Origin of the sequence: Paracoccus sp. FO-3, from assembly GCF_006386455.1 — a bacterium.
Lineage (GTDB): Bacteria > Pseudomonadota > Alphaproteobacteria > Rhodobacterales > Rhodobacteraceae > Paracoccus > Paracoccus versutus.
The window spans coordinates 58,545-73,367 of record NZ_VCBQ01000006.1; the positions used below are offsets into that span (position 1 = coordinate 58,545).

14 protein-coding genes are annotated in these 14,823 nt (G+C 65.0%); 9 read left to right on the forward strand and 5 right to left on the reverse strand.

Annotation, left to right across the window (positions count from 1 at the left end; all coding sequences use genetic code 11):
* The first annotated feature begins 164 nt into the window (after positions 1 to 164).
* Positions 165 to 836 (forward strand): response regulator transcription factor, encoded by a 672-nt coding sequence (locus FE811_RS02740; protein WP_036753138.1) that lies wholly within the window; start codon positions 165 to 167, stop codon positions 834 to 836.
* Between the two features lie 4 nt (positions 837 to 840).
* Here the strand turns inward: FE811_RS02740 and FE811_RS02745 are convergent, their stop codons facing one another.
* Positions 841 to 2,214, reverse strand: coding sequence for a sensor histidine kinase (locus FE811_RS02745; RefSeq protein ID WP_181180804.1), 1,374 nt, complete (start codon positions 2,212 to 2,214; stop codon positions 841 to 843).
* Between the two features lie 340 nt (positions 2,215 to 2,554).
* Between FE811_RS02745 and FE811_RS28125 the strand changes: the two genes are divergently transcribed.
* Positions 2,555 to 2,686 carry a hypothetical protein gene (locus tag FE811_RS28125; RefSeq protein WP_255469599.1) on the forward strand — a complete coding sequence of 44 codons (132 nt, stop codon included), beginning with the start codon at positions 2,555 to 2,557 and terminating at the stop codon, positions 2,684 to 2,686.
* A gap of 418 nt (positions 2,687 to 3,104) precedes the next feature.
* Positions 3,105 to 3,431, forward strand: a complete 327-nt coding sequence (locus FE811_RS27305) for a hypothetical protein (protein WP_181180805.1) — start codon at positions 3,105 to 3,107, stop codon at positions 3,429 to 3,431.
* A gap of 1,241 nt (positions 3,432 to 4,672) precedes the next feature.
* Here FE811_RS27305 and FE811_RS02760 read toward each other — a convergent pair.
* Positions 4,673 to 5,245: a LuxR C-terminal-related transcriptional regulator gene (locus FE811_RS02760; RefSeq protein WP_140846544.1), complete on the reverse strand. Its 573-nt coding sequence runs from the start codon at positions 5,243 to 5,245 to the stop codon at positions 4,673 to 4,675.
* A gap of 111 nt (positions 5,246 to 5,356) precedes the next feature.
* On the opposite strand from FE811_RS02760, the gene FE811_RS02765 reads away from it, so the two are divergent.
* From FE811_RS02765 to FE811_RS02790, 6 genes are all read left to right on the forward strand, one after another.
* Positions 5,357 to 6,283: a 3-hydroxyacyl-CoA dehydrogenase gene (locus tag FE811_RS02765; protein WP_140846547.1), complete on the forward strand. Its 927-nt coding sequence runs from the start codon at positions 5,357 to 5,359 to the stop codon at positions 6,281 to 6,283.
* 28 nt (positions 6,284 to 6,311) lie between these two features.
* Positions 6,312 to 7,193 carry a 3-keto-5-aminohexanoate cleavage protein gene (locus tag FE811_RS02770; protein ID WP_140846549.1) on the forward strand — a complete coding sequence of 294 codons (882 nt, stop codon included), beginning with the start codon at positions 6,312 to 6,314 and terminating at the stop codon, positions 7,191 to 7,193.
* Entirely contained in the window at positions 7,193 to 7,636 is a 444-nt protein-coding gene (locus tag FE811_RS02775) for a thioesterase family protein (RefSeq protein ID WP_219848856.1), read from the forward strand. The genes FE811_RS02770 and FE811_RS02775 overlap by 1 nt, the downstream gene beginning before the upstream one ends.
* A gap of 53 nt (positions 7,637 to 7,689) precedes the next feature.
* A complete protein-coding gene (locus tag FE811_RS02780) occupies positions 7,690 to 9,027 on the forward strand; it encodes an MFS transporter (RefSeq protein ID WP_114535670.1) in 1,338 nt (445 codons plus the stop codon).
* Positions 9,028 to 9,100: 73 nt separating this feature from the next.
* A complete protein-coding gene (locus tag FE811_RS02785) occupies positions 9,101 to 10,075 on the forward strand; it encodes a dipeptidase (RefSeq protein WP_036753167.1) in 975 nt (324 codons plus the stop codon).
* A gap of 179 nt (positions 10,076 to 10,254) precedes the next feature.
* On the forward strand, positions 10,255 to 10,548 hold the full coding sequence (locus tag FE811_RS02790) for an aromatic acid/H+ symport family MFS transporter (RefSeq protein ID WP_140846551.1): 294 nt from the start codon (positions 10,255 to 10,257) through the stop codon (positions 10,546 to 10,548).
* A 161-nt stretch (positions 10,549 to 10,709) separates the two neighbouring features.
* On the opposite strand, the gene FE811_RS02795 is transcribed toward FE811_RS02790, so the two are convergent.
* The 3 genes from FE811_RS02795 to FE811_RS02805 are packed head-to-tail and all read right to left on the reverse strand — an operon-like array spanning position 10,710 to position 14,784.
* Positions 10,710 to 11,789: a glycine betaine/L-proline ABC transporter ATP-binding protein gene (locus FE811_RS02795; RefSeq protein WP_114535687.1), complete on the reverse strand. Its 1,080-nt coding sequence runs from the start codon at positions 11,787 to 11,789 to the stop codon at positions 10,710 to 10,712.
* Positions 11,782 to 13,776 (reverse strand): proline/glycine betaine ABC transporter permease, encoded by a 1,995-nt coding sequence (locus FE811_RS02800; protein ID WP_140846553.1) that lies wholly within the window; start codon positions 13,774 to 13,776, stop codon positions 11,782 to 11,784. Before FE811_RS02800 ends, FE811_RS02795 begins: the two co-directional genes overlap by 8 nt.
* A gap of 57 nt (positions 13,777 to 13,833) precedes the next feature.
* A complete protein-coding gene (locus FE811_RS02805) occupies positions 13,834 to 14,784 on the reverse strand; it encodes an ABC transporter substrate-binding protein (protein ID WP_036753176.1) in 951 nt (316 codons plus the stop codon).
* Positions 14,785 to 14,823 lie beyond the last annotated feature (39 nt).

Genomic DNA, 14,823 nt, shown 5'->3' on the forward strand with positions numbered 1-14,823 from the left:
TTCATTTCCATTATCGCATTCATATTGAAATCATCGGGAATCCGTATGGGAAAGACCGCGTCAAGATGCAAAAACATGCCCTTAACGACAGTTTCTGGGCCCGGACCGTTCTGCTATCGTCAAAACATATCGGTTCAGTTGAATGTCGACGGAGGTTTCCGCCCATGCCCAGGGTCGAGTTGGCGATTTTCGATGATCACCCCATCTTTCTTGAAGGCCTGGCAGGAATATTCGCCGACTCGGATGAATTCGCCGTGGTGGAAAAGGGCGTCTCGGCCAGCGATGCAATCAACCTGACGCTGAAGAACAGGCCCGATGTCATCCTTCTGGACCTGGACATGCCGGGGAACATCCTGCAGGCGATCCAGAAGATCCGCGAGGAAGCTCCCGATGTGCGGGTGCTGATCTTTACCGCCTCGATGGCGGTCGAACATGCCGTCCAGGTGCTGGAAGCGGGGGCGCATGGCTATGTCATCAAGGGCAGCACGGCGGCCGAACTGGCCGAGGCGATCCGCGCCGTGATGCGAGGCGAGACCTTTGTGACGCATACCTTCGCGGCCAAGGTCATCGCGGCATTGCAGAACGCTTCGCTTCGCAAGCGCACGCTGCAGGCGATCCGGCTGAACATGCGCGAGGAACAGATCGTGCGGCTGCTGTTGCGGGGCAGGACCAACAAGGAAATCGGCCAACAGCTGCAGATCAGCGAAAAGACCGTCAAGCATTACATGTCGATCCTGATGCAGAAGCTGCATGCACGCAACCGGCTGGAGGTGGTGTTGGCCGCACAAAAGCTGCAGGCAGAGGTGGCGCCGGGATCAAACCTCTACCTCCAGTAGTTTCCTATCCGGCTTCGACCGGCAGGCGAGCGGTGATCGTCGTGCCTCGTCCCGGTTCCGAGGTCGCATCAAGATTGCCGCCCAGGGTCTGCAATCGCCGCGACAGTCCAGGCAGCCCCAGTCCGGGCATTCCGTTTCCGCCCTGCGGCGCTTTCGCCGCCTCGGGTTGCAGCCCCGGACCGGCATCGCGGATGACAAGCTTGATCTCGCCGTTCCGCGTCTCGGCCCAGACCTGCTGGCCCCTGCCGCCGGCATGGCGAAAGGCGTTGTTCAGCGATTCCTGCACGATGCGATACAGGCAGATCTTTGCGGGCTCGGACAGGTGGTCGGGCAATTCCCCCAGCCGTTGCGAGACTGTCGTGCCGGTCTGGCTTTCATGCCGCGCAATCGCAAGCGACAGGGTTTCGGACACCGTCAGCCCGTCCAGTTCGGGGATGCTCAGCCCATAGGCCAGGTTCCGCAACTCCTGCATCGTCCGCGTGGCCAGCTCTGCGGTCTTTTGCCGCTCGCACGCGGCGGCGGCGTCCTCGGCGCGGCCCGAGGGCAGGCCGCTGAGGCGCAGCACGATCAGCCCCAGCAGTTGCAGCGGGCCATCATGCAGATCCGCGCCGATGCGGGTCAGCAGGGTCTCGTTCACCTTGATCGCCTCCAGCTTGGCCGTTTCGGCGGTCTGCCGCAGGTCCGCGTTCTGGCGGGCCAGTTGCTGCGACATGTCCAGCCGATGGCGCAACTCGTCCTGTTGCGCCCGCACGATGCGGCGCGCCCGGCTCGCGGTCAGGATCAGCAGCGTCAGCATCAGCGCGGTCGTCAGCCCGACCACCCCCCAGATCCGCGACGCGACGCGGTTCATCTGGGCCTGAAGCTCGGCGGCATTCTGATAGAACTCGCCGACGGCGGTGACGAGGCCGCTTTCGCGGTCGCGCAGGGGCATATAGATCTCCAGCAAGGGCTGGCCCAGCCGCTCTTGCCGCCGAGTTCCGTGATCGGTCAGGTTCTCCATCAGCTCGGCCACGACCTGACCGCCAAAGGCGGCATCCAGCTGGGCGGATGACATCTGCCGCCCCGTCAGCCGCTTGTCGGTGCTGTAGGCCACGGTGCCGTCCTGCCACCAGATCACCGCCGCCTCGATGGCGGTTTCATGGGTATGGCGCATCAGCAGTTCGTCCAGCTGCAATTCGATCCGGGACGGCAGCGTTCCATTTCGTTCGACATCGCGCAGCATCGGTTCGATGATGATGTTCATGTAGACGGCGCTGGCATCGGCCGCGCTTTCCACTTCGACATTGCGAATATAGGCGTTTACCCAATATCCTAGCGTGGTCATCGACATGCAGATCACCAGAGCGATCGCGATCACGACTTGCGAATGCAGCCCCATCTGCCGTCCGAAACTCTGAAGGATATGAGAGAACTCGGATTTGGGCATGGCGGATCCGCGGGGCAAGAAGAGCTTTCGCCATCTTGCAACAACCCGCAAAGCCCGCGCAATCCTTGCTGCGCCATGAAGTCCCGCATAGCGGGCGGCAGGCTCCGCGCATCCTCCGCAGCAACCTGGCCGCGTTTCCTCTTCGGGGAAGGCGTTGCAGTTCTCCCCGCGAGACAAGGGGGTAAGCGCCGGCCAGACTGACCCAGCGGGAGTTGATCGGGGAGGAACTCAAGCCGGTCTGGATTGGATGATATAACAGGTGCCTGTTAGATAACCGGCGAAGGAGCCCGAGATGACGACCGATCAGAGCGATATGCGACAGGATCAAGGTGAAACAATCGCCATCCTCAAACAAATCAAGCTCTGGCTACAGATATTGGCTGGGCTGCTCGTCCTGCTGATTTTGCAGGTCACTGTTTCTTGACGGCATCGCCTGATCGGCGGCGCGACGATGACGAGGGGCGACTTGATAAACGATCAGCCCAAGCTCAGGCAGGGGGTGGCAGCCGGCCGACTACGAGGTTTCCGAACCTCGCAGTCGATTGACCGATCCGAAGATGTCCAGGCCTGGAATCGCGGTCCAGATACCGTCCCTCGCGCTATCCAGACGAATGCAGCATTCGGTAAGTCCGTCCGCAACCACGGATCGGTGCCCGGTTTCGACAAGGGCACGCCGGGTTTCATCCATGTGCTTGACGCCAATGACCTGCACCCGATCCGAAAAATCCAGGTGCTGCGCCGGTCCTTCGCGCTGGCGCTCGACTGCAGCGCGGGGCGGCTTTACGCCGGCAATCCGCTGGACGGCTCGCTGACCGGGATCGACGCGCGGGGCGGGCGAGCTCTTGCACCGGATCGAGGGCGGGCTCTGGACCGCCGGCGCCGCCTATGGCGCGGCTGCCGGGCGCTTCTACGCCAGCGGCGGCGGCATCGAGGAGATCGCGGCGATCGACGCGGCTGGCGCGTTTCCAGCCGGCGACACCGGCGAGGAAGGCGCCGAGACCTCGCAGCATTTCCTTGTCAACCTGACGATCGACGCCGAGGGCCAGCGCCTGTTCGCGGCCGATGCCCTATGCGGTCAAGCAGCGCATTCCCTTGCCGACGCATCCGAACAGCCTGGAGGTCAGCGAGGAAGGCCGGACCCCGTTTTTGACCGTCAAGACCCCGCGTGACAAGGACCATCCCGACTATCGCGAGGGCGCGCTGGATTCGCGGCCGCGCATCGACCTGGAACGGTTGGGTAATCACGAAAAATAGCCAGCGATCCCGTTTTGAGTCCGAGCTTAGAGGTATTTTTTGGCTTTCCACCGGAAAGTGCGTCTCTCCGAACTGATCCTATGCCCCAGGATGTTCCAGAATTACAAAAGCTGCATTCAGACGAATATGGGGAACTGGGAGGAATGGTTCTCGGGATCCGTGGCGATTGCTTCAACCATGAGCCTGGTTGATGCAGAGGAAATGGACGCGGAGAAGTTCTGCTCGGACCTCGCTGCCGGGGCCGGATGCTATTTTGACTGGGCATATGTCTTTATCGGCCCTGAGATTCATGATATGATCATTCTGTTTTCCTGTATATGATCCTGTCCCGGCGGTATGGAGCCGCGGCTCTCGGGATCCGATGCCCGTCCTATAGGGATGCTGCCATGACGGAGTATCAGCCGTGTCGACTATCTGGCGCCAGGGGTTCCGGGGTTTCCGAAGCTCGACTAAAGTGCCGAAACAGCCGAAAGCGACTGTCGTGATCCGCTGTCGCGCGGTTTCATGATGTATCCTTCCTTCACGGTCAATCGGCGCGCAAAGCTGGCTACTCCTGCTCGGCATCGGAAATGCCGCCAGATGACCGGTGTTGAGGGGGCATCATGCGGCCATCGCCCGCTTTGCCGGCCAGGTTCTCAGCCATGGCAATGACGGTTGCGGCCTGCCTCGCACAGTGCGCGCGACAGATGAATGCCGCGGGCCTTTGTAATTCCGCCCGATATGCCGCGCTCGTCCGACTGGTTGCGTGAGGGCGTCAGGCCCCCAAGGCCCAACCCGCTTCGAATATGCCAGGCCGGGTGGAGTTATCGAATGTTGACCGCGTCGTTGAGCTTGTGGAACTGGATCCCCGGACTAATGGGCGGCACGGGATCGTCGCCATCGTCATCGAGGATCTGGGCGGCTCTTGCGCGACCGGCTGCCGTGGCCGGCCCCGTTGGACGCGGCGGCATTTCGGGCGCATGGTTTCCTTCGTATTCGCCTGCGCGTTCAGGGGTGCGGAAAGGCCCAGATTACCAGCCGCATGGAGCGGACCGGCGGCCGGTATGAAGGCCTTGCCCTTGGTGAAGCTTTCCAGCCTCTACATCCAGCATGAAGCAGATTTGAAACGGGACCATCAGATCGCGCAGGCCGGTTTCGCAATCGGCATTGCTCGATCTCATGCCCGCAACATGCCGATAAGCTCCGCGGTCGATGCTGCGGAGTATTTCTTGAGCAGGCTTCCGCGATGGATATCCACCGTCTTGGGGCTGATGCCCAAGGCGATCGCGATCTGCTTGCTGGTGAGCTTGTCGACCAGCAGGGCGGCGACATCCCGCTCGCGCTGGGTCAGCGAGATTGCGGTCTTCTTCGCATCGCGATCCTCGGTGATCTCGGAAAACAGCCAGGCGGTCATTTCATGCGGCACCGCGGGATTGAAGGCATGGCCCCGAACCCGCACCCAGAAATGGCTGCCGTCGAGGCGGCGCATGATCCGGTTGTCGTCCTGGGGCACGCCGCCGATCAGAGAGGGTTCCATGCGGCGGCCGGCGGCCTCGAATTCGTCCAGGTCGGGGTAGAGGACCGAGAAGGGTTGCAGGACGACATCCCTGCGCCGCGCCCGGAAAAGGTTCAGTGCGGCGCCGTTGCAATCCATGATGATTCGGTCTTGGGCAATAATAGCAGCAACCGGCAAACCCAGGAAAATCGCTTTGTAATCAAGGCGTTTTCTTGATTTCATCCGCCATCCCATCACCGATTACCTAGGTAAAATATACCTATAGACCTAGGGGTCTGACTGCAACATCCTTGCAGGCACGAAAAGACGTCCGATGGGGCGCAGGAAAATCACGGGGAGTTCTGGATGAAGACCGCAGCAATCATCGGCGCGGGGCTTATCGGGCAAGGCTGGGCGATCGTCTTTGCCCGTGCCGGTTGGAACGTGAACCTTTACGATCCGAATTCGCAGGCCGCCGAAAAGGGCCTGGCCATGATCGGTTCGCTGTTGGGGATGTTGAAGCAGGAAGGACTGCTGCCGGACGACACCTCTGCTGCAAACCGCATCCGCATTGCCCCGACGCTGCCGGACGCGCTGGCGGGGGCCGAATATATCCAGGAATCGGCGCCCGAGAACCTGGAGGCGAAGCGGGCGCTATTTGCCGAGATGGACGCGCTTGCCGCGCCGGATGCGCTGCTGTGCAGCTCGACCTCGACCATCCCGGCCAGCGCGTTTACCGGGCATCTGGCCGGGCGGGCGCGCTGCATGGTGGCCCATCCGGTCAATCCGACCTATCTGATCCCGCTGGTCGAGCTTTCCGGTGCGCCCTGGACCGCAGCGGACCATATCGAACGCGCAAAGGACATTCTGCTGGACGTCGGCCAGCGTCCGATCGTCGTCAGGAAGGAGATCGAAGGCTTCGTCATGAACCGCCTGCAAGGCGCGGTGCTGCACGAAGCGTTCCGGCTGTTCAGCGAAGGCATCGCCTCGGGCGAGGATATCGACGCCACGATCAAGCACGGGCTGGGCCTGCGTTGGGCCTTCATCGGACCGTTCGAGACCATCGACCTGAACTCGCCCCAGGGGATCGAGGAATATTGCGAACGCTATGCCGGGGTCTACGAATCCATCGGCGCCTCGCTGGGCACATGCGTGGATTGGAACGAGGCGCTGCGCCAGGGCCTTGCCGATGAGCGCAAGCGCGAACTGCCGCGCGACCAGCTGGAAGCAAAGCGCCTGTGGCGCGACCAGAGGCTGATGCAGATGGTGCGCCAGCTTTACCACGCCGGCTGACCGGCCGGGACGTTATCAGGAGAACTTCATGGCCAATCCCGTCATCATCACCTGTGCCGTCACAGGTGGCACGGATCACGCGCACAAGAATCCGGCCGTTCCGGTCACGCCCGCACAGATCGCGGCGTCTGCCGTCGAGGCCGCCGATGCCGGCGCGGCCATCGTCCATGTCCATGTCCGCGACCCGGAAACGACGCTCGCCTCGACCGATTTCGCGCTTTACGCCGAGACGGTGGACCTGATCCGGCAGGCCCGGCCCGGCCTGATCATCAATCTCAGTTCCGGCTATGGTGCCATGGTGACGGCGGACCAGATCCGCGACGGCAGATCCGCGGCCGAGGCGCTGCTGACCCCCGAGGCACGGGTCGAGCATATCGTCCGGCTCAGGCCGGAAATCTGCAGCCTCGATATCGCCGCGATGAATTTCGGCGAGCAGATGTTCCTGAACTCGATCCCCGACCTGCGCGTCATGGCCGGGCTGATCGAGGGCGCGGGGGTCAAGCCCGAGCTGGAAGCCTTCGACATGGGGCATCTCGGCATCATCCGGCATTTCCTGAAGAAGGGGGTGCTGTCCTCGCCGCCCTTGGTGCAGATCGGCCTGGGCGTCATGGGCGGCGCGGATGCCGATCCACACAGCATGTCCGCGCTGGTGCGGTTGCTGCCCGAGGATGCCGCCTGGGCGATCTTCGGCATCGGGCGCCACCAGTTCCCGGTGGCGACGCAGGCGATGCTGATGGGCGGCCATGTCCGGCTGGGGCTGGAGGACAATCTTTACCTCGAGGACGGCGTGCTGGCCCCGTCGAACGCCGCGCTGGTCGAAAGGATGGTCGCGATCATGGGCCTGCTGGGCCGCAGGCCCGCCACCACCGACGAGGCGCGCGCCACCCTTGGCCTGCGGCACGCCGGCTGATGGAGGACCAGGCCGCGCCCCGCCTGCTGGCCCGCATGTCGATTCCGGTCCGCTGGGGCGACATGGATGCGGCGGGTCACGTGAACAACACGGTCTATTTCCGTTTTGCAGAAGAAATCCGTCTGACATGGTTTCAGCGGATGGGCTTCGGCGCCGGGCTGGGCCATGGCGAAGGGCCGGTCATCGTCAACGCCTCGATGACCTTCCTGCGCCAGCTGCATCATCCGGCCAGCGTCATCGTCACCATGACCGCGTCCAATCCGGGACGCAGCAGCTTCGACACCGATTACGAACTGACGGACGCCGGCGATCCCGGCACCGTCTATGCGCGCGGCTCGGCCCGTTGCGTCTGGATCGACTATGCCACGGCGAAATCGGCACCGATGCCCGACCGCCTGCGCAAGGCGATCCTTGATCCCAGCCCGATCACGGCGGGTCTCTGAGCCCGAAACCAGAAGAAGCGTGATCAGGCCCAACCAGCCCACGGGGAGGCTACATGTCTGCAACACCACCACCCTTCGACCGTAAACAGCTGAAGTCCCTTCGCGTCGCGGCCATAGGCAACGCGCTGGAGTGGTTCGACTGGACGCTTTACGGCATGTTCTCGGTCTACCTGTCGGTGAACCTGTTCGACAAGGAGGATCCGACCTCGGCCCTGCTCAGCACGTTGCTGGCCTTTGCCGGCGGGTTCATCGCCCGGCCCATCGGCGGCTGGGTGTTCGGCCGCTTCGGCGACAGCTATGGCCGCAAGAACGCGCTGGTCGCGACGATGTGCCTCGTCGCGCTCGGCAGTCTCGGCATCGCCGTCCTGCCGACCTTTGAGAGCGTCGGTGCATGGGCCTCGGTCATGCTGTTCATGCTGAGGCTGCTCCAGGGCCTGGCCCATGGCGGCGAGACCGGCGTGTCCTTCACCTATGTCGCGGAAATCGCGCCGGCCAAAAGCCGGGCCTTCTGGTCCAGCGCGGTCTATATCAGCGTGCTGGTGGGCGTGATCGCCGCCACCGGGGTCGCTGCGCTTCTGACCTCGATCCTGTCGGCCGAGGCGATGAACGCCTGGGGCTGGCGCGTCGGCTTCGCCCTGGGCGGGGGTCTGGGGATCTATGCGCTGATCCTGCGCCGCGGCGCCTCGGAAAGCCATGCCTTCGAGAAGCAGGTGCTGGAGGATGAGAAGTCGGCCACGCGCCCCAGGCTGACGCAACGCCAGATCTGGATCATTGCCCGCAACATCGTGATGATCTCGGCCGTGGTCAACGCGGCCTACTACACCTGGGTCACCTTCGCCGCCTCGAACGCCATCAGCCAGGGCATGGACCCCGCCGGCGCCTATCGCGCCACGCTGTTCGCGCAGATCATCTGCCTGGCATGGCTGCCTGTTTCCGGCTGGTTGGCCGACAAGGTGGGGCGGCGCGCGATGGTCATGGCCTTCGGCTTCGGCGTGGTCATCATCTCCTTCCCGGTCTCGTGGATGGTGACGGATGCGCCCTGGACGCTGTTCGTTGCCCAGCTGATCTGCCTGTTCGTCTGGGGCCTGCTGGCCGGCATGTATCCGGCACTGGTCTCGGAGCAGGTTCCGACCCATGCCCGCGCCACTTCGGTCGGCTGGATCACCTCGACCGCGGCGGCGATCTTTGGCGGCACGGCGCCCTATCTCTACGCCTGGCTGAACGCCCATGACAGCGGCTGGATCTATGACGTCTATCTTGTCGCGCTTGGCCTGGTTTCCGCTTTGGGCGGCTATCTCATCAAGGAAACCGCCGGCAAGCCGATCGAGGAAATCAGCGTTGCGGATGAAAGGGACAACCTCCAACCCACAGCGGCGGGCGCGGTTCGATAGCCCCGTGCCATGGAGCGCCGGCACCGATTGGCGCTCCCCTCCCAACAATGCAAGCAAGACCCAAGGATCCGACATGACCGCACTGCACGACGATATCATTGTCTTCGACGGGCTGAACGTCTCGAACTTCGACCGTTCCGTCTACGAGGCGATGCGCGAGGGGGGCGTGACCGCCGCCAATTGCACCTGCTGCGTCTGGGAGAACTTCAGCGACACGATGCGCAATGTCGCCAAGCTGCGCAAGGACATCGCCGATCATTCCGACCTGATCATGCAAGTGACCGCGGTCGATCATATCCATGAGGCAAAGGCCGCCGGAAAGACCGGCATCGTGCTGGGCTGGCAGAACACCTCGGGGATCGAGGACCGGCTGGACCGGCTGGAGCTGTTTCACGGCCTCGGCCTGCGGATCGTGCAGCTGACCTACAACACGCAAAACTACGTCGGCTCGGGCTGCTATGAAGGCCGGGACGGCGGGCTGTCCGATTTCGGCCATGACCTGCTGGCCGAGATGAACCGGCTGGGCGTCCTGTGCGACCTGTCCCATGTCGGGCCCAAGACCTCGGAGGACGCCATCCGGGCATCAAGCCAGCGCGTCGCCTATTCGCATTGCCTTCCCGCCGGGCTGAAGGCGCATCCGCGCAACAAGACGGACGAGCAGCTTCGCTTCATCGCCGAGCATGACGGTTTCGTCGGGGTGACGATGTTCCCGCCCTTCCTGAAGAACGGCCCGGCCTCGGACCTGGCGGATTATCTCGAGGCCATCGAATACATCATCAACCTGGTCGGCGAGGATGCGGTCGGGATCGGCACCGATTTCACCCAAGGCTATGACCAGCGCTTCTTCGAATGGATCTCGCGCGACAAGGGAGTGGGGCGCCTGCTGACCGATCTGGGCGAGATCATCAATCCCGACGGGATGCGCGAGATCAAGGATTTCCCGAACCTGACCGCGGCGATGGAAAGGCGCGGCTGGACGAGGTCGCGCATCGAAAAGGTCATGGGCGGGAACTGGGTGCGGTTGCTGGGCGACGTCTGGGCCGATTGAGGGACAGGGAGATGTCGAAATGACGGACAGCAAGCCGGGCTCGCCAGCATCGGCGCGGGAACTTCGGGGCGGCAGATCGCAAGGCTGATGGTCGTCCGAGACGAGGATATCGCCATATTCGACACCGATCCGGCCGTCGCGCGGGAGGCGGCCGAAACCGCCACCCGGCGGCGCTGCCGTTGATCGTCGCGCTGGTCGGTTGCTGCATGGGCGGTGGACAGACCGGGCTGAACGCCTCTGCGCCGACTGGCCATCCGACGGCCATTCGTGCAACGGCGGCAAGCTGGATGCTGGGCATGGGTCGCCTGGGCAGCGTTCCCGGTTCTTCCATCGGCGGCGTGCCGATGAGCTTCGGCTGGAGCTTCACGACGATCTTCCGCGTTCCTGCCATTCCGGCAGATCTGGCCGCCCTTGCCATCACGATCAACGGCCGCGACGCGGATCGAGCCCATGTGCAGGCGATCGGAGGCTGAGGCCGGGACGTTCCTGGCCGCAGGATCGGCGGCGCGTATCCTCGGGCGTCAGCATCACGCCCTGGGAAACGATTCCCCAAAAGAACGGCGCAATCCACCGGGCCGGTCGTCCGCCCGCGAACGACGACCGCGGTCGATAGAGCAAGGATCGAGCCATCGGTTCATCGGGCCTGATCACCTCGATGTTCTGCTGCGGGAACCGGGATGCCGGACACCGCGGCAAGGGTTTGCAGCGCGACCTGCCGGTCAAGCGAGCCGACCGGGCGGCCGCGCGCGTCCAGCACGCAAAGCGGGCCGCCCTGCGCCACGATTTTCGGGGCGATCTCGGCGATGGTGGCATCGGCGCTGACCTGCTCGCCCGCGGCCGCTTCGTGCGCGGGCGTCATCAGCGACGCCACCCGGATCACGCGCGCGGGCGGCACCTTGGCGACGAAGCGGCGGACGTAATCGGTCGCCGGACGCGTGACCAGCTCCTCGGGCGTGCCGATCTGGACGATGCGGCCGCTTTCCATGATCGCCACCCGGTCGGCCAGCCGGATCGCCTCGTCCAGGTCGTGGGTGACGAAGATCGTGGTGCGGGTGTGTTCGCGCTGCAGCCGCTGCACCTCGGCCTGCAGGTCGGCGCGGATCAGCGGGTCCAGCGCCGAGAAGGGCTCGTCCAGGAACCAGAATTCCGGGTCGGTGGCCAGCGAGCGGGCGATGCCCACGCGCTGCTGCTGGCCGCCCGAAAGCTCGGCCGGGAAGCGGTGCTCGCGCCCGGTCAGGCCCACGACCTCGGCCAGTTCGCGGGCGCGCGCCTCGGCCCGGTCGCGGTCCATGCCCTGCATCTCCAGCGGGAAGGCGATATTGCCCAGCACGGTGCGGTTGGGCAGCAAGGCGAAGTGCTGGAACACCATCCCCATGCGCTTGCGGCGCAACGCGGCCAGCGGCTTTTCCCCCAGGGACAGGATGTCCTGGCCGTCGAACAGGATGCGTCCCTCGCTGGGTTCGATCAGCCGGGTCAGGCAGCGCAGCAGCGTGGACTTGCCCGAGCCCGACAGGCCCATGATGACGAAGACCTCGCCCCGGCCGATCTGGAAGCCGGCGTCGCGGACGGCGCCGACCAGGCGGTCGCGGGCCATGGCCTCGGGGGTGCGAGCCTCGGGCGGCCGATTGCGGAAGGCGCTTGCATCGGTGCCGAAGACCTTCCAGACGCCCTCGGCCGAGATGGCGACGGGGCGGGAAGCGGGGGTGTCAGGCATGGGCCTCTCCCTGGTGTCGGGCGGCACGGGCCGCGCCGGATTTCAGAAGCGCGTCGGCGATCAGCGCGATGCAGGCGACGCAAAGCCCGGCGGTGATGCCCGGCCCCGGCTGGCCCTGGGACAGGGCGGTGAACACGACCTGCCCCAGCTCGCGCGTGCCGACCAGCGCGGCGATGACCAGCATCGACAGCGCCATCATCACCGTCTGGTTGACGCCCAGCAGCAGCGTGGGCAGGGCCGCGGGCAGGCGGACATGGCGGAAGGTCTGCCATTTGCTGCATCCGCACATGGCGGCGGCCTCGACCCGTTCCGAGGGCACATGCGCCATCGCGTCCATGCCGTAGCGGATGGCGGGCGCGACCGCATAGCTGGTGATGGCGATCAGCGCCGAGAAATCGCCATTGCGGAACAGCATGACGGCGGGCAGCAAATAGACCAGCGTCGGCAGGGTCTGCAGCGTGTCCAGCGCCAGTTGCACGCCCTGGTGCCAGCGCTTGCGGGCGCTGATCCAGATGCCGAAGGGCATCCCCACCGCCAGCGCGACCAGCACCGCCAGCACGGTCAGATAGACCGATCCCGTCGCGGGCAGCCAATAGCCGGTGACGACGACGAACATCGCCATCGCGGCGATGCCGGCGCCGACGCGCCAGCCGCCCAGCCGCCATCCGGCCAGGGCCAGCAGGACCACTGCGATGGGCCAGGGCAGGGCCGCAAGCGCGTCGCGAAACGGGTTCATCACCTTCAGCAGCATGAAGGTGCGGATTGCCTCCAGCGGGTCGTAGAAATGCTGGTTGATGAAGGAGACCGCCGCGTTCCAGAATGGCGCCGAGGTCAGGCTCAGCGCCTTGGGCCAGACCGCCAGCGCGGGCAGCACAAGGCTCAGCCCGGTCGGCACCGCCAGCAGGGCCAGCAGGATCAGGCCGTCGCGGCGGGACCAGAGCCTGCGGCGCCCGACGGACTGGTTGCGCGCGGCGGCCTGCGTCAGCCGGTCCAGCACCACGGCCAGCGCGACGATGCCCATCCCGGCCTCGAAACCCGCGCCGAAGTCGAGGCGACGCAGCGCGCGCAGCACATCATAGCCAAGCCCGCCGGCGCCGATCATCGAGGCGATGATGACCATGTTCAGCGTCATCATCACCACCTGGTTCAGCCCGATGGCAAGGCGGGGCAGGGCCACCGGCAGCTCGACCCGCCACAGCGTCTGGCGGCGCGAACAGCCGGTCATGCGCGCCAGCTCCAGCGTCTCGGCCGGGACCGAGCGCAGGGCCAGCACGGTCGCATGGACCATCGGCGGCAGCGCATAGACGACGGTGGCGAACAGCGCGGCGCTGGGGCCATAGCCGAACAGCAAGAGCGTCGGCAGCAGGTAGGAAAAGATCGGCACCGTCTGCATGACGTTCATCACCGCCCGCACCGCCGGCTCCATCCCCGGCGAGCGATGGGCGCGGATGCCGATGGCAAGGCCCAGCACCAGCGCGGCCAGAACGCAAAGCAGCACCGAGGCCAGCGTCGTCATGGCCGAGGTCCACAGCCCGAACAGCGCCAAGTAAAGCCCGGCGAGCAGCGTCATCGCGCCAAGTCCCGGCCCCGAGATGCGCCAGGCCAGCAGCGCGGTGGCCAGCGTGACCCCCAGCCAGCTGAGCGGCGGGGCGATCTGCACCTTGTTGAACCCCGCGCCCTGCACCCAGCCCTTGGCCAGTACCACCTGCAACGCCTCGATCGGCCATTGCGCGGCGGTGGCCAGCGCGCGGGTGACGGTGGCGAAATGGATGCCGGCGATCGCTGCGTCACGCGCCAGCCAGTTCATCCCCGCCGCGATCCAGTCCGACAGGGGCCAGCGTAGCGCATCGGGCACCGCGCGCCATGACGGCGGCATCAGTGGTGCGGCCGCCAGCAGGGCAAGGATCACGGCGGCGACCAGCAGGCCGGTCCACAAGCGACGGGAAGGCCGCCTGCCGCGCAGGGTGTCGGGGGAAATGTCAGCCATGACGGGCCTTCCGGTCCGGGAAAGGCCGCGTCCCGGCCTCTCCCTGTCCAAGTTGCGTCAATTGGCGGCGCAGGTTGCCCATTCGCGCCACTTGGGCTCGTTCTCGGTCGCCCATTCCATGGCCACCTCCTCGACGCTGCGGCCATCGACATCGACCTTGTAGACCAGCTGGCCGACCTCGTCGCCGTCCATGGTGAACTTGCGCAGGATGTCATAGGCGCAGGGCCAGAGCTGCTCGCCCTCGGCCCAGGCCATCTTCTTGATCCAGCCCTGCGGCTTGCCGCAGTCATAGGCCTTGTCGGGGTTCACGCCCCAGGACGGATCGTTGTAGCAGGCATCTTCGTAGGGCGGGAACTCGACGAAGGAGCCCTCGAAGACCGAGGGCGCCCAATGCGGGGTATAGACCCACAGGATGATCGGCGCCTTGCGTTCATAGGCCGATTGCAGCTCGGCGAACATGGCGGCGTCGGTGCCGGCATGGACCACCTCGAAGGGCAGGTCCAGCGCCTCGATCCGTTCCTCGTCGAAGCCGCCCCAGCTGACCGGCGCGCCCAGGTAGCGGCCCTTGGGTGCGGTCTCCGGCGACGAAAACGCCTCGGCGCAATTCTTCAGCGCCTGCCAGTCGGGCAGGCCGGGGCATTGCTCGGCCATATAGGCGGGATACCACCAGTCCTCGCGCGCATGGGGCCCAAGCTCGCCCATGTCCAAGACCTTGCCGGTCGCGACCGAGGCGTTGAAGGCCTTGTCCTGCGTCGTCTGCCAGGTCTCGACCGCCATGGTCAGGTCGCCGGATTCAAAGCCCGGATAGCGGGCGCTGTCGTCGGCAATGACCTTTTCCACGTCATAGCCATAGGTGGACAGGATGATGTTCAGGATCTCGGTATTGACCAGCATCGAGGTCCAGTCGGCCTGCATCAGCTTGATGGTCCGGTCCGATTCCGGCTCGAAACCCGAGGCCGCGCCTGTCAGCAAAAGACCGGCGGCGGTGGCGGTCAGGATGGTTTTCATGTCGTTTTTCCCTGTTTCTTGTTTTCCGACGCGCAAGGG

What these genes read in the sequence shown, in the direction of transcription:
- FE811_RS28125 (WP_255469599.1), top strand. Translation starts at nt 2,555, where the DNA reads ATGACGACCGATCAGAGCGATATGCGACAGGATCAAGGTGAAACAATC.
- FE811_RS02805 (WP_036753176.1), bottom strand. Translation starts at nt 14,784, where the DNA reads ATGAAAACCATCCTGACCGCCACCGCCGCCGGTCTTTTGCTGACAGGC.
- FE811_RS02795 (WP_114535687.1), bottom strand. Translation starts at nt 11,789, where the DNA reads ATGCCTGACACCCCCGCTTCCCGCCCCGTCGCCATCTCGGCCGAGGGC.
- FE811_RS02765 (WP_140846547.1), top strand. Translation starts at nt 5,357, where the DNA reads ATGAAGACCGCAGCAATCATCGGCGCGGGGCTTATCGGGCAAGGCTGG.
- FE811_RS02770 (WP_140846549.1), top strand. Translation starts at nt 6,312, where the DNA reads ATGGCCAATCCCGTCATCATCACCTGTGCCGTCACAGGTGGCACGGAT.
- FE811_RS02785 (WP_036753167.1), top strand. Translation starts at nt 9,101, where the DNA reads ATGACCGCACTGCACGACGATATCATTGTCTTCGACGGGCTGAACGTC.
- FE811_RS02800 (WP_140846553.1), bottom strand. Translation starts at nt 13,776, where the DNA reads ATGGCTGACATTTCCCCCGACACCCTGCGCGGCAGGCGGCCTTCCCGT.
- FE811_RS02745 (WP_181180804.1), bottom strand. Translation starts at nt 2,214, where the DNA reads ATGGGGCTGCATTCGCAAGTCGTGATCGCGATCGCTCTGGTGATCTGC.
- FE811_RS02775 (WP_219848856.1), top strand. Translation starts at nt 7,193, where the DNA reads ATGGAGGACCAGGCCGCGCCCCGCCTGCTGGCCCGCATGTCGATTCCG.
- FE811_RS02740 (WP_036753138.1), top strand. Translation starts at nt 165, where the DNA reads ATGCCCAGGGTCGAGTTGGCGATTTTCGATGATCACCCCATCTTTCTT.
- FE811_RS02760 (WP_140846544.1), bottom strand. Translation starts at nt 5,245, where the DNA reads ATGGGATGGCGGATGAAATCAAGAAAACGCCTTGATTACAAAGCGATT.
- FE811_RS02780 (WP_114535670.1), top strand. Translation starts at nt 7,690, where the DNA reads ATGTCTGCAACACCACCACCCTTCGACCGTAAACAGCTGAAGTCCCTT.